This window comes from Methanobrevibacter sp. UBA188, from assembly GCF_905234905.1.
In the GTDB taxonomy this organism is placed as follows: domain Archaea; phylum Methanobacteriota; class Methanobacteria; order Methanobacteriales; family Methanobacteriaceae; genus Methanocatella.
In genome coordinates this window covers 1-13,431 of sequence record NZ_CAJOJM010000039.1, presented here as the reverse complement: position 1 = coordinate 13,431, position 13,431 = coordinate 1, and the positions used below count along the sequence as shown (strand labels likewise).

14 protein-coding genes are annotated in these 13,431 nt (G+C 34.2%); 4 read left to right on the top strand and 10 right to left on the bottom strand.

Annotated features, from left to right (window positions below; translation table 11 throughout):
• The 3 genes from QZ143_RS07745 to QZ143_RS07735 form a co-directional block, all read right to left on the bottom strand.
• Positions 1-1,265 (bottom strand): DEAD/DEAH box helicase family protein (locus tag QZ143_RS07745; protein ID WP_292882851.1); only part of this gene is annotated, 1,265 nt, incomplete at its 3' end.
• A 5-nt stretch (positions 1,266-1,270) separates the two neighbouring features.
• Positions 1,271-1,567, bottom strand: a complete 297-nt coding sequence (locus QZ143_RS07740) for a hypothetical protein (RefSeq protein ID WP_292605884.1) — start codon at positions 1,565-1,567, stop codon at positions 1,271-1,273.
• Between the two features lies 1 nt (position 1,568).
• The gene (locus QZ143_RS07735) at positions 1,569-2,483 is read right to left on the bottom strand and encodes a ribose-phosphate diphosphokinase (RefSeq protein ID WP_292605886.1); all 915 of its coding nucleotides are present in this window, start codon (positions 2,481-2,483) and stop codon (positions 1,569-1,571) included.
• 92 nt (positions 2,484-2,575) lie between these two features.
• Here QZ143_RS07735 and QZ143_RS07730 point away from each other — a divergent pair, with 92 nt between their 5' ends.
• Complete coding sequence (locus tag QZ143_RS07730) at positions 2,576-3,088, top strand: hypothetical protein (RefSeq protein ID WP_292605888.1); 513 nt, start codon at positions 2,576-2,578, stop codon at positions 3,086-3,088.
• Between the two features lie 20 nt (positions 3,089-3,108).
• Here the strand turns inward: QZ143_RS07730 and QZ143_RS07725 are convergent, their stop codons facing one another.
• From QZ143_RS07725 to QZ143_RS07710, 4 genes are read right to left on the bottom strand one after another with little or no spacing between them, the layout of a single operon-like run.
• On the bottom strand, positions 3,109-3,477 hold the full coding sequence (locus QZ143_RS07725; RefSeq protein WP_292605890.1) for a zinc-ribbon domain-containing protein: 369 nt from the start codon (positions 3,475-3,477) through the stop codon (positions 3,109-3,111).
• A gap of 33 nt (positions 3,478-3,510) precedes the next feature.
• Complete coding sequence (locus QZ143_RS07720; protein WP_292605892.1) at positions 3,511-4,020, bottom strand: GNAT family N-acetyltransferase; 510 nt, start codon at positions 4,018-4,020, stop codon at positions 3,511-3,513.
• A 29-nt stretch (positions 4,021-4,049) separates the two neighbouring features.
• Positions 4,050-5,051 (bottom strand): GGGtGRT protein, encoded by a 1,002-nt coding sequence (locus QZ143_RS07715; RefSeq protein ID WP_292605894.1) that lies wholly within the window; start codon positions 5,049-5,051, stop codon positions 4,050-4,052.
• A 5-nt stretch (positions 5,052-5,056) separates the two neighbouring features.
• On the bottom strand, positions 5,057-5,749 hold the full coding sequence (locus QZ143_RS07710) for a hypothetical protein (protein WP_292882848.1): 693 nt from the start codon (positions 5,747-5,749) through the stop codon (positions 5,057-5,059).
• Between the two features lie 305 nt (positions 5,750-6,054).
• Here QZ143_RS07710 and QZ143_RS07705 point away from each other — a divergent pair, with 305 nt between their 5' ends.
• On the top strand, positions 6,055-6,969 hold the full coding sequence (locus QZ143_RS07705; RefSeq protein WP_292882845.1) for a hypothetical protein: 915 nt from the start codon (positions 6,055-6,057) through the stop codon (positions 6,967-6,969).
• A 116-nt stretch (positions 6,970-7,085) separates the two neighbouring features.
• Positions 7,086-7,568: a hypothetical protein gene (locus QZ143_RS07700; protein WP_292882843.1), complete on the top strand. Its 483-nt coding sequence runs from the start codon at positions 7,086-7,088 to the stop codon at positions 7,566-7,568.
• Here the strand turns inward: QZ143_RS07700 and QZ143_RS07695 are convergent.
• Together QZ143_RS07695 and lonB are read right to left on the bottom strand one after the other, a co-directional pair.
• A complete protein-coding gene (locus QZ143_RS07695) occupies positions 7,554-8,978 on the bottom strand; it encodes a Mur ligase family protein (protein ID WP_292882857.1) in 1,425 nt (474 codons plus the stop codon). The two genes, QZ143_RS07700 and QZ143_RS07695, sit on opposite strands and share 15 nt — an antisense overlap.
• A 64-nt stretch (positions 8,979-9,042) precedes the next feature.
• On the bottom strand, positions 9,043-10,923 hold the full coding sequence (lonB, locus tag QZ143_RS07690) for an ATP-dependent protease LonB (protein ID WP_292882854.1): 1,881 nt from the start codon (positions 10,921-10,923) through the stop codon (positions 9,043-9,045).
• A gap of 704 nt (positions 10,924-11,627) precedes the next feature.
• Between lonB and cobQ the strand changes: the two genes are divergently transcribed.
• Complete coding sequence (gene cobQ / locus QZ143_RS07685; RefSeq protein ID WP_292605902.1) at positions 11,628-13,160, top strand: cobyric acid synthase CobQ; 1,533 nt, start codon at positions 11,628-11,630, stop codon at positions 13,158-13,160.
• A gap of 36 nt (positions 13,161-13,196) precedes the next feature.
• Here cobQ and QZ143_RS07680 read toward each other — a convergent pair.
• A partial coding sequence (locus tag QZ143_RS07680; protein ID WP_292882840.1) for a zinc ribbon domain-containing protein occupies positions 13,197-13,431 on the bottom strand: 235 nt, incomplete at its 5' end.

The window sequence follows — 13,431 nt, the reverse complement described above, 5'->3', positions numbered from 1 at the left end:
ATCAGAACTTCAGGATCAACCAATCCTGTCGGTCTGATAATCTGTTCTACGACATTTCTTGATTTTGCAAGTTCGTATTGACCAGGAGTTGCCGATACGTAAATGACCTGATTGACTGATGATTCAAACTCGTCAAATCTCAATGGACGGTTTTCCTTAGCGGAAGGCAATCTGAAACCATGCTCGACCAGAGTTTCCTTACGTGCCCTGTCACCATTATACATCCCCCTGATTTGAGGAACAGTAACATGGGATTCATCAATGATTGTTAAAAAATCATCAGGGAAATATTTTAAAAGAGAATACGGTTTTTCACCCCATTTACGTCCGGACAAGTGCATGGAATAGTTTTCTACACCCGGACAGTATCCCATCTCCTGAAGCATTTCAATGTCAAAACGAGTTCTCTGCTCCAATCTTTGAGCTTCAAGCAATTTTCCCATTGAGTTTAATTCCAAAAGCCTGTCATCTAATTCTTGTCTGATTTTTGAAAGTGCAACATCCATTTTGTCCTGCCCTACTACAAAGTGCTTTGCAGGGAAAATCATGTATCTTTTAAGGCTTTCCTTCTTTTTACCTGTAACATTATCAATTAAGCTAATGGCATCGATTTCATCACCAAACAGCTCAATTCTTATAGGTGGAGTTCCATGAACTGGATTAATTTCTATAACATCTCCTCTAACTCTGAATTGACCCCTGTCAAATTCAATGTCATTTCGCTCATACTGCATAAAAATAAGTTTAGCTATTATTTCAGACCTGTCATAAACATCACCGACAGCTATTCCAAAAGCAAATTCACCATAATCTTCAGGAGAACCGATACCGTAAATGCAACTTACACTACTTACTACAATCACATCATCCCTTGAAAGAAGGGATTGAGTTGCAGAGTGCCTCATTATATCAATATCTTCATTTATTGAAGCTTCCTTATCAATGAATGTATCTGTTCTTGGAACATATGCTTCCGGCTGGTAATAATCATAATAACTAACAAAGTACTCTACTGCATTATCCGGAAAGAATTCCTTAAATTCTTCATATAGCTGTGCTGCTAAAGTTTTGTTATGTGAAATAACAAGGGTTGGTTTTTGAACCTTTTCAATAACATTCGCCATTGTAAATGTCTTACCTGAACCTGTCACTCCCAAAAGAGTCTGTTCTTTTATTCCCTCATTTATTCCATCAGCTAAAGAATTAATTGCTTTTGGTTGATCACCCAATGGCTTATAGGGAGAATTTAATTTGAATTCCTTCATGATATCTAATTTTCAATAGAAATATTAAAACTAATATGGACATATCTTGGAGCACAGCAAGGGATTACCTTTTCATCCCTTATTGTCAAATCACCATAACCTGTCAATTCCTTTTTCAAATCTTTTTTTATATTGGATACAACATCATCATTGTAAACTCTCAGTGAACCTAAAAACACTGTTTTAGCAGCCATATTCATTACTGATACGCTTTCAACAATATCCTTTTCAGCATATTTGGCTAAAATATTATTTGATTTATCTACAAGCTCTTCTTTAATTTTAGCTTTATCAATTGGCATATTATTCCCTCAATGCATCAGCAATACTTTTTGCAATGGAAACACGTGATGTATCTGAAGATAAACTGTTTGTACCAATTATCTTATTAGCTCCGGCCTCATAGATTCTTGTAGCACCATTATTTGTTAAGATCGGGTGTACGCAGCATACGTCTACTGAAGATGCCCCATACTGTTTTAGGATATTTATTGCATTTACAATAGTTCCTCCAGTAGCAATTATATCATCCACAATAATCGCATGCATTCCTTTTACGGAATCAATATTAACGGTATTGTCACTTTCACTGTCGCATCTGACATCCACAATTCTGGTTTCTACCTTATCAGGACCTAAACGTACTTTAGTTAAATAAGTACAGTCACATCCGATTATTTCAGAAATTTCCTGTGCAAATCCATATGCTCCTTTATCAGGAGCAATAATTAATGGTTTTTCATCAGATTTCTTAAAATATTTCTTATTTAAGTATTCTGCTATAGCAGGCATTGCTGAGACATTTTTTGCAGGAATATCAAAGAAATTCAAAACACATGCCTCATGAATATTGAATGTTATGAATTCATCTGCACCAGCTGCCTGAATTAAATTACAAATTGTCTTTGCTGAAATTGATTCACCAGGGTTAAAACGTTTTTCCTGTCTTGCATATCCCATATATGGAACGACAGCCCTTACTTTTTTAGCTCCCAAATCCTTAAGAGTGGAAATTATAAAGAGCAATTCCATTAAATTTTCATCTTGAGGATATCCTGTTGACTGGATAACAGTCACTTCGTCTTCAATTTCACCATTTATTCGCAAATATCTTTCTCCATCCGGAAACTTTTTAGTTTCAACATAACTTACTTCCTCACCAAGTTCACGAGCAACATGAGCTGCCAAATCTTGAGAAGCTGAACCACCAATAATCACAATATCACCAAAATTTTTATATATAAATTAATATGTTTTTGATAATTAAAAAAGTTAAGTATTAATATTTAAAAGAATTATAAAATTAAAACATGAAAATAATACCTTTAATTATATTGGTAATTGTTGCAGTAATATTGGCGGCATTGGCAACAACAATTGTCAGCCCTATTCTGATAGTTGCTGAAGATACAGGAGAAGATGCCAGTATTGATATGGCTGCCAAATTTTCCATTATAGGATATGACTGGGTTTATCCAGGAAGTTCTGTAAATGCTCAAGGCCAAACATTGCATAATGTCCATATAGACAATCCGAAAGACCCTTACGGTGCTGCACGTGATATCATGACTTACAGCTACAATTATACACCCCATATAATTGCCAGCGTAAACAATGATGCTGCAGAGGCAATATTCGGCACTACAATTGTAGACGATATTCGTGCAAATGATGCATACAACGGTTATGCCGGAAACGAAAATGTTCCTGGAACAATGGATAGAGGAGATGCAGTGGATACTGCAATGAGCAAGAACGGAATGAATATATTCCAAGTTCCAATACAAATTTTAATGGGAAATATTAGATTTATTTTCGTATAATTTCCCTTTTTTTAATTTTATTAATGCAACATAATATAAAAAGATAAACCAACACCTACAGCAGAAATAATAAATTGTATTATTCCATGCTTTTTAAGCTCTTTGACAGGTGCCTGAAGCAAATAGAACGGCATGAAAAAACCAAAAAATGCAAATGCACTCAATGAAGTATTTTTAGTTAAAATTCCAAAAACCACACCACTCCATGATAAAAAAATAGTAACAATATAAGAAACTATAACGGCTTTCTTATTGATTTGAGGTTGCTGACCTGTGTAAACATAAACTTGTTTAGGTTTAAGTCCTTCAACCAATGGAGTGCCACATTTAGCACAGAAATCATAATCATCCTGATTTTCAAATTCACATTTTTTACAAATTCTAGTCATTAGTATAAAGTTAATATCTTAAAATATATAAAACTATTTTTCCATAACCATTGCAACTTCCCTAAATGTTTCACCCAAATAATTAACGTTATCCAGTTCAGTATAATATCTGAAACCAAGCTTTTCTAAGACTCTTTTTGACTGCGTATTTTCAATTCTATATGTTGCATAAATCTGTTTGATATCCAAATCATCAAAAGCATGTCTTATAATAACTTTTGAAGCTTCAACAACTAAACCTTTACCCCAATACGGTTCTGCTATCCAGTATCCAAGTTCAGCTGATCCATCACCCCAATAATGATTTCCATCAGGATGAATCAAAAGACCAACACAGCCGATTGGAATTTCATTGAATGTTATGGCATAAGTTTCCTTTTTATTAAAAACTGTATTGATAATGGTCAAACTATGTTCAATACTTTCATGTGGTGGCCAACCTGCTATCGGACCGATTTTAGGATTTTTTGCAAAGTGATATAAATTTTCAGCATCGCCTTCTTCCCAAGGCCTTAAAATTAGATTTTCAGTTTTAAAAATCATAAAAAAAAAGATAAATAAGAGATAAACTCTTATTTTTTCATTGCTTTTTCAACAGCTACAGCTACAGCAACACTAGCACCAACCATTGGGTTATTACCCATACCAATCAATCCCATCATTTCCACGTGAGCCGGTACAGATGATGAGCCCGCAAATTGAGCATCAGAATGCATTCTTCCCATGGTGTCAGTCATACCATAAGAAGCAGGACCTGCAGCCATGTTATCCGGATGCAATGTTCTGCCTGTTCCACCACCTGATGCAACAGAGAAGTATTTTTTACCTTGTTCAATGCATTCCTTTTTGTATGTTCCTGCTACAGGATGCTGGAAACGGGTTGGGTTTGTTGAGTTACCTGTGATTGACACATCAACACCTTCCAGATGCATAATAGCAACACCTTCCCTTACATCATCAGCACCATAGCACCTTACTTTTGACCTTTCACCATCAGAGTATGCTTTTTCTCGAACTACTTTAACTTCTCCAGTGAAGTAATCAAATTCAGTTTGAACATAAGTGAATCCATTGATTCTTGAAATGATTAATGCAGCATCCTTTCCAAGACCGTTTAAGATAACTCTTAATGGTTTTTCACGTACTTCATTTGCAGAGTTTGCAATTCCAATAGCTCCTTCTGCCGCTGCAAAACTTTCATGACCTGCAAGAAATGCAAAACATTCACTTTCATCACTTAAAAGCATTGAAGCCAAGTTTCCATGACCTAAACCTACTTTTCTATCATCTGCAACACTTCCAGGAATACAGAATGCTTGTAATCCTTCACCTATGGCCTTAGCAGCATCTGATGCTTTGGTGCAACCCTGTTTTACAGCAATTGCAGCACCAAGAGTATATGCCCAGCAGGCATTTTCAAAACAAATTGGCTGAACGCCTTTGACAATTTCATAAGGGTCGAATCCCTTATCCAAACAGATTTGTTTTGCTTCTTCCATATCTTTAATATCATATTTTTCTAAAACAGGAATGATTTGATCAATTCTTCTTTCATAACTTTCAAATAAACTCATTGTAATCACTCCTTTCTTGGATCTATTTTTTTGGCTGCGTCATCAAATCTTCCATATTGACCGGTTGCCTTTTCAATAGCTTCCAATGGGTCAACACCATCTTTGATTTGGTCTAGCATGACACCCAGGTTAATATATTTATAACCGATTATTTCATCATCTTCATCAAGGCCAATTTCAGTAATGTAACCTTCAGTCAATTCCAAATACCTTGGTCCTTTTTCTTTTGTGGAAAATATTGTTCCTACTTGGCTTCTGTGACCTTTTCCCAAATCTTCAAGTCCAGCACCAATTTGAAGTCCTCCTTCTGAAAATGCAGATTGGGTTCTTCCATAAACAATTTGTAAGAATAATTCACGCATTGCAGTATTTATCGCATCACAAACAAGATCAGTATTTAATGCTTCCAAAATAGTTTTTCCAACCAATATTTCACCAGCCATTGCTGCAGAATGTGTCATTCCAGAACATCCTAAAGTTTCAACAAGAGCTTCTTCAATTATTCCATCTTTAACATTTAAAGTTAATTTACAGCATCCTTGTTGTGGTGCGCACCAGCCAATACCATGAGTAAAGCCTGAAATATCTGATACTTCTTTTGCTTTTACCCAATTACCTTCTTCAGGAATTGGAGCCGGTCCATGATTTGCACCTTTGCGAACAGGACACATATTCTCAATTTCAGTCGAATAAATCATCTTTTTCAATCCTCAAAAATTTTTAAAATTTTAGATATTAATATATTTGAATAATATATAATTTAATATTTTATGATGAGTTTAAAAAGACTCATTCAAAAACTTTATTGATTTTCTAAATCCTTTTTTGATTGTCATTCAAAATTGGTTCTCTGCAATATATTCCTTTTGAAGCACTCTGTTTGGTCTTGAATGTTCATTTTCTTGATTTTAGCATTGATTTTTGGAAAGCATTTTCAATTTTAGGAAAAGTTATATTACAAATTAAATAAAATACATATTAGTGAAATAAGTTGTGGCATAATATGAATCTCAAGAAAATATTCCTGTTCGTGTGCTTGATTGTTTGTCTGTCTGGCGCTGTAATATGTGCAAGTGATGTAGGTGAGGCTGATTTCGATTCAGATTTCAATGAATCACATTTTCAATGCTGTTCATTTGCTATTCAGGAAAAAGATGAAACTGTTTTCGCTTTTAGACAAGATGCTGAATTCGGTGATGACGGTGTGCTTATACATAATGATAACTTGAATAATCAGGAAATTATTGTACAGGAGATAGATGCTCCAGATTCTCATTTCATTCATGCAATGATTACTGAAGATGGATGGATTGCAAGCCATGGTGGAGATTCTTCAAATGACACTGAAACCAGAGATATAGAGAATATTGCTTGTGAAATGCTTGCTTCCAAAAATATTTCATCAGATTCCCTTAGCAAGATTCAAAAAATCTTTAACAAATACGGTTATGGTCATTTTTTCATCAAGGCTCCTGATGGAAAATACGGTGTGATTTATAATGAAACTGTTTTGGTGGGTAAGTTAAACACTGGTGAATTTTTAGTTATTCCAAATGAGTATTACGGCTTTAGGGGAGGAAACTATACTGATTATGCAACCGACCCTGTTGATGCTATCGTTAAAATCTGTTCTTATGAGGATTCAGGAACAAATAGACGTAATCTTTATTCCTATGATTATAAGTTGCAGGATACTGATAATGGGAAAAAATATGGTGTAAATATTTATGTGACTAATGATAACGGTCATAATGTCGGTTTGAACACTTCAGAATTTGTTAACTATTTCTATTTTAATAATGATTTCTATCCTCCATCAGTAATTCCCGAAAACCCTGACAAGTTATATGTTGGAGATTACATTTTTGAAAATCAATCCATATTTTCCGTCATTAAAAATCAAATCTTTCAAAAATAACCTCAATTAATATATCAAAAAAATCAAACTAAATCATGAAAGTATAGATGGAATCAATGAAATTTATAAACTTGAACATATGCTTTCAATATATGAAAAATACGAGGCTTTTTGTAATGAGAATTAATGAAACTATTAAAAACATTAGGGCTTCCTGCGATAATTATGTAGACAAAGATTTGGTAGCCACCATCATCCATGACAATTACTATATGGGGACAAACAACATTTTGGAATTCGATGATTATGGCATCAAAAAAGACGATACCTACGAAAAAAGAATCCTGAAAATTCTAAAGCATGAAAACATATTTCTGGCAGCTGGAATGTATACTTTCATCCCAGTCATTAATGAATGCGACATCTACTCAGTCAATGACTACAACTTTAAGCTTTCAGAAGATGAATTTGAAAAATATGCAAATGAAAAAGAAAGAATTTTCGGCATTTTGATTAAAAAAGATTCAAATGATTTCATTATCGGCAGTACAGACCTTTGCGGCTGCAGCATTGACGCATCATTTAAAGAAATAGAAAAAAGCGATTTGGACTTTTACAAAAAAATAGAAGAGATAATAGATACTTTAGTTATCTATTAAATTCCTTTTTATTCTCTCCCACATTGCCTGTTCCTCACCACAACCTGTCATGATTACATAGTTATAGTCAGAATTGCGGGCAAGTTCAACTAATTTTTTAATTCTAACATCCATTTCACTATAACTTAACGGATAAAACTCAGCATCAGGAAATTCTTCTTTAATTAATTCATAATACTCATGAGCCTTATCAATTGATTCCCTTCCAGGAACAACAATAACATGAGCAGGATTCATGCTTTTTATGACTTCAAAATGGTCATCAAAGATTTCTTCCTCATCCACATCAGGAGTTGTGTAAATAAACTCAAGAGGTCCATCTACATACTGATTCATAAACATCGCATTGATTTTGGCAGCATCACCATTATCACCCTGACCGAGACCTACGAATTTGCCCCCTATATCGACAACTTCAAATCTTCCAGGCGGAATGAATGACATGTCCAAATTGTTAAATACACTTTTTGAAGTGGATTCAATGTTTTCAACCTTAGGAGTGAAAGTTGCGTAAGTTGTAATTGAAGCCAATGTATTATAGATGTTATGAAAACCGAATGCAGGCACTGTTATGTCAAAGTTAAATTTAACATTTTTTGAAACAGTGTAATTGAACAAATCCCCATCGATAGTCAATTTCCATGAATCAGGATTGAATTCAACATCTGTGACTTTAACATTTAATTCAGGACGTTTGAAACCGCAGCTACAAGTATAAACTCCCCTGTGATTCAATATGAATTTAGAATAGTTTAATGTTTCACCACATCTAGGACATTCAACCGCATTTCCATTGATATCTTCAATGTCATCAGTTTCAATACCATAATAATTAACAGTTACATCCTTTTCCTTATCCAATCCAAGCAGTGCAGTTCTTGGATCATCCGCATTAGTTACGATTACTCCCCGTTTCATTCCTTGTGACAATAATCTTTTAGCTTTATAATAATCTTCAAACGGATTTTTAACACCTGCAACCTGCGCATGTTCCGGAGAGATGGTTGTATAAACTACACCGATTGGGTCAACCACCCTTTGAACTGTATCTGGAATTCCATATTTGATATTACGAATACCATATTCAAAAACACCTAAATCTCCTTTTTGTTGAATGAATGCAGAAGCAATAGCATTAATAGTATTGCTCTCAAAACTGCTTCTTATTTGAGTATCAGATGATAATAATTTTATTAAAAGTGTTGTAGTAGTTGTTTTACCATTAGTTCCAGTAAGAATAATTGAACCAATACCCATATCCTTGGACAATTCTGAAACTGCATCAACACCGGCTATTCTTGTAAATATAATCCCTGCAAAACTTTTACCGCTGCCTGAACCTAATTTTGAAAATGGCCCTCCAACCTTAGCGATTAATTTTGCCGCACTAATTTTAAAACTACTCATAATTTAACCTTTTGAAGATAAAAATATATAAAAATTTGTATAAAAAATAGAAAAAAAATTAATCCAACTAGTTAGTTGTTGGATTATTGACACTTGTCTGCGGAACTTTTTCAGCCACTCTAGAACCGATGTTTTTCATTTTTTCGATTAAAGAGTCTTTTTTAGAACCGCTAATTAAAATATTTTCAAGCACATCACTTAAAGTTTCAGTCGGAATGATTTCAATCATGTCTTCATATTTTTTCTCAATCATAACATCTTTCAGGTTAGATTTTGGAATCAATACTTTTTTCATTCCAGCTTCTGCTGCAGCTTCTATTTTAGCTGTTGCTCCACCAATTGGCATTACATCACCACGTACGTTTAAAGAACCTGTCAATGCTACAGTCTGATCGATTGGTATTTCTTCAACAGCAGAGATTACGGCTGTTGCTATACTTACACTTGCTGAGTCCCCTTCCACACCGTCATAAGTCTGGATGAACTGAACGTGAATGTCATAATCTGAAATGTCCTTGTTGGTGTATTTTTTGATAAGTGCACTTACATTCTGTACGGATTCCTGAGCAATTTCACCCAATTTACCGGTGGCTATGATTTGACCACCGCTTTTGGATTGTGTAGGTGCGGCTTCAGCAGCAATTGGAGAAACGATTCCACTTCTATCCCCAATAACAGCAAGACCATTAACAAGTCCAACTCTTCCACCTTCAGCGGAAACCATACTGTAATCTTTTCTTTGGATAATTGATCTGTCTGCAATTTGCTGTTCTAAGGTTCTTGCAAATCTCTTAGCTTCATATACATGTTCAGCAGTAACTAGGTCAGCTCCTTTTTCAATAGCTACATCTCCGGCAGACCTTACCAATCCACCAAGATCCCTTAACCTTAAGGTTAAAGAGTTTTGTTTACCGGACCTTCTTTTTGCTTCCATGATAATTTCATCCAAAGCATCCGGAGCAAAGTGAGGGATTCTTCCATCATTTTTAACTTCCTGAGCAACGAACTGTACCAATTTTTCCCTGTTTTCGGTAGTGTCTTCCATGTAATCCTTCATGAATACCTCATAACCGTATCCTCTGATTCTAGACCTCATTGCTATGTGCATCCCTTCAAGAACCTGTAGGTTACCGGAAGCTACAAGGACAAAATCACATGGTACTGCCTGTGACCTGACCATTGCTCCACTGGAGTTTTCACTTTGACCAGTGATTGAATATTGCTTTTCCTGCATTGCAGATAAGAGCTCTTGTTGAGTTTTCATTGACATAGTACCAATTTCGTCAATGTATAAAACTCCTCTATTAGCCTTATGAATCATTCCAGCCTCAACACGTTCGTGTGCTGGAGTTCCAAGACCCCCTGATTGATATGGGTCGTGGCGAACATCACCTAATAAAGCTCCTGCATGAGCTCCTGTAGCATCCATAAACGGAGCAAATCTTGACTCTTCATTATTTACCAATAATTTAGGAGACATATTATTTGTTTTAGGTTTGATTTGAATTGATATAAGTAAAATTAATGCAGCTGCAATAATGGATTCCAACAATCTTCCATACATGAATCCAATAACCAGCACTCCACCAATTGCAAACATTGTAATGATAGTTTTCCTTTCTTCATGACCTTTAGCTGAACTTTTAGTTGCCTTTACAATTTTTTTACCTTCACCTGCAGGTACGGTTCTGATTAACGGATGGTTATTGTCTTCCATATTCGGATAAACCAAAATATCCTGTAAGGTTTCATGAGGCAAAATTTGTGCCATTCCCTTAGCAAGCATGGATTTTCCAACACCAGGATCTCCAATTAATAAAACATTTCTCCTTTGTTTAGCAGCCTTTTTAATTGTTTCAATTGATTCTTCATGCCCAATAACCTGATCAATCAATAAAGGAGGGACATCAATGTCCTGTGAACTTTTAATATTATCATAATCTAACATAGGTTGAGTTTCATCATCAGAGGTTGATTCATTTACATTATTTTCAACTGTAACTTCACTAGAAGATTCTTCAATTGATTCTTGTTCTTCACTTTCAACTATAACTTCTTTTGAAGATTCTTCAATTGATTCTTGTTCTTCAAATTTCATAAAATAAACCTCACTTCTGTTAATAAATTCATCATTAAAAAATTAAGTTTGATATACTATTTAAATATTGTTTATTAAATATATAAAAAGGTTTCTATTTTAGTAAATAAAAGTTAGAAAAATAAAAGTGTCATGAGAATCCCAATCAAATTCAAGAAACACATTACCGAACATATGGTTAATTTATATCATTATATTCAAAATTATGAAATTAACTAATTTTTATCAAAATAATAAATTAAAAGTTAAATTTACTAAATTAAAAAATAATTTACACTTAAAAACAATAAATATATACAATAAATAATAATATATAATATTACAGGATTAAATTACAATATTTAATTTCTGTTAATCGAATTTGATTAATGTGTTAAAAAGTTTTACTTCAAAAAGTTTTATATTCAGACGTATTAAAACCCCCTGATTATATCAAATTTGCTTTTTCGAATAAAACGAAAACGACACATTTTTCAAATTAGATTAAATCCAAAATGACTTTTTTTCTTTCAAAATTTAAAATTATTTATAACATTAATTCAATACTTTATTACATGACAAAATGTATAATGGTTCAAGGAACATCATCAAATGCAGGAAAAAGCATGCTTGTAGCAGCTTTATGTAGAATATATAAAAATAGGGGATATAAGGTAGCTCCTTTCAAATCACAAAATATGTCTTTAAACTCATACACCACAAAGGAAAACGGCGAAATTGGAATAGCACAAATGTTACAGGCTGAAGCTGCAATGATTGAACCAAGCATACACATGAATCCCGTTTTACTCAAACCAAAAGGAGATTTTACTTCCAATGTGATTATTCAAGGAAAATCAATTGGAGATATGAATTTCTATGACTATCAACACAAATATCATGATACTGCCTTAAAAGCCATCAAAGAAAGTTTTGATATTTTATCTGCAGATTACGACATCATAGTCATTGAAGGTGCCGGTTCACCTGCTGAAATCAACATGAGAAAACAGGACATTGCAAATATGGAAATAGCCCATATGGCCGATGCCAATGTAATTTTAATTGCAGATATCGAAATGGGTGGTGTTTTTGCAGCCATTGCAGGAACATATGTTCTTCTAGACGATTACGACAGGTCCCGTTTAAAGGCAACTGTAATCAACAAATTCAGAGGTAATTTGGATATCCTAAAGCCAGGACTCGATAGAATTGAAGAAATCACAGGAGAACCAGTTTTGGGAGTCCTGCCATATGATGAAACATTAAAATTGCCAGAAGAAGATTCCGCATCATTGACCACACATGTTTTTAGCGAAGACAATGACATATGCATTGGAGTAATCAGACTTCCGAAAATAGCGAATTTCACAGATATTGATCCCTTCGAATATGAAAGCGATGTAAGCCTTAAGATGATTGGAGTTAATGATGAAATTGGTGATGTTGATGCTATTTTAATTCCAGGGACACGTAATTCAACAGAAGACATGTATGCATTACGTGAAAGTGGACTAGCAGACAAAATTATTTCCAAATCATCCGAAATACCAATAATAGGAATTTGTGGCGGTTTGCAGATATTGGGAAAGATAATCCATGATGAAGAGAAAAAAGAATCAAAACATGGAACAATTGAAGGTTTAGGATTGCTTGATATTGAATCAGAATTTTCAAGAGCCGATAAAATAGTTACACAATCAATTGCAACAATACCTGAAAAGATTAATGGAATTGCAGGAGAAATATTCAAAAATATTGCTGGTGAAGAAGTCAGAGGTTATGAAATCCATGAAGGTACCACAAAACTGTTAGATTCCTCCCCATTGCTTAACATAAAGCAAGGGCAAGGAAACAATGAAGATGGTCTGATTGATGGCGCATCATTTGGAAACGTTTTTGCAACCTATTTCCATGGAATTTTCCATAATTATAACTTTAGAAGAGAATTTCTAAATTATCTGAGAGTTAAAAAAGGTCTTGAAGCAAAATATGGAGAAGATCCTTACGAAACTCAAAAAGACTATTCATTAAACAGATTGGCCGAAATTGTCGAAGAAAACCTGGATATGGAAATAATTGATAAATTAATTTTTGACAAAAATTGAACTACCTCGACTTTGGAGAAGTCGAGGATTCTTACTTCACGGGCTGATACTCTCCCACGAGAGTAGAATTACCGTGCTATCCCCCCTGCTCCAGAGGTTCATTTTTTCATCGATCAAATCTGTTAATCCTTGTTTTAGAATGTTTTTAGCTGCATTGATGTCCCGGTCATGTATTTTTTGGCATTGTGGGCATTTCCATTCTGTTTCATATTTTAGGTCTTTGTTGTAGTATCCGCAGTTGTTGCATGTTTTGCTTGATGGGTACCATCTG

Coding starts and splice junctions, on each gene's coding strand:
- QZ143_RS07740 (WP_292605884.1), bottom strand. CDS start 1,567: ATGCCAATTGATAAAGCTAAAATTAAAGAAGAGCTTGTAGATAAATCA.
- QZ143_RS07730 (WP_292605888.1), top strand. CDS start 2,576: ATGAAAATAATACCTTTAATTATATTGGTAATTGTTGCAGTAATATTG.
- QZ143_RS07725 (WP_292605890.1), bottom strand. CDS start 3,477: ATGACTAGAATTTGTAAAAAATGTGAATTTGAAAATCAGGATGATTAT.
- QZ143_RS07720 (WP_292605892.1), bottom strand. CDS start 4,020: ATGATTTTTAAAACTGAAAATCTAATTTTAAGGCCTTGGGAAGAAGGC.
- QZ143_RS07715 (WP_292605894.1), bottom strand. CDS start 5,051: ATGAGTTTATTTGAAAGTTATGAAAGAAGAATTGATCAAATCATTCCT.
- QZ143_RS07710 (WP_292882848.1), bottom strand. CDS start 5,749: ATGATTTATTCGACTGAAATTGAGAATATGTGTCCTGTTCGCAAAGGT.
- QZ143_RS07705 (WP_292882845.1), top strand. CDS start 6,055: ATGAATCTCAAGAAAATATTCCTGTTCGTGTGCTTGATTGTTTGTCTG.
- QZ143_RS07700 (WP_292882843.1), top strand. CDS start 7,086: ATGAGAATTAATGAAACTATTAAAAACATTAGGGCTTCCTGCGATAAT.
- lonB (WP_292882854.1), bottom strand. CDS start 10,923: ATGTTAGATTATGATAATATTAAAAGTTCACAGGACATTGATGTCCCT.
- cobQ (WP_292605902.1), top strand. CDS start 11,628: ATGACAAAATGTATAATGGTTCAAGGAACATCATCAAATGCAGGAAAA.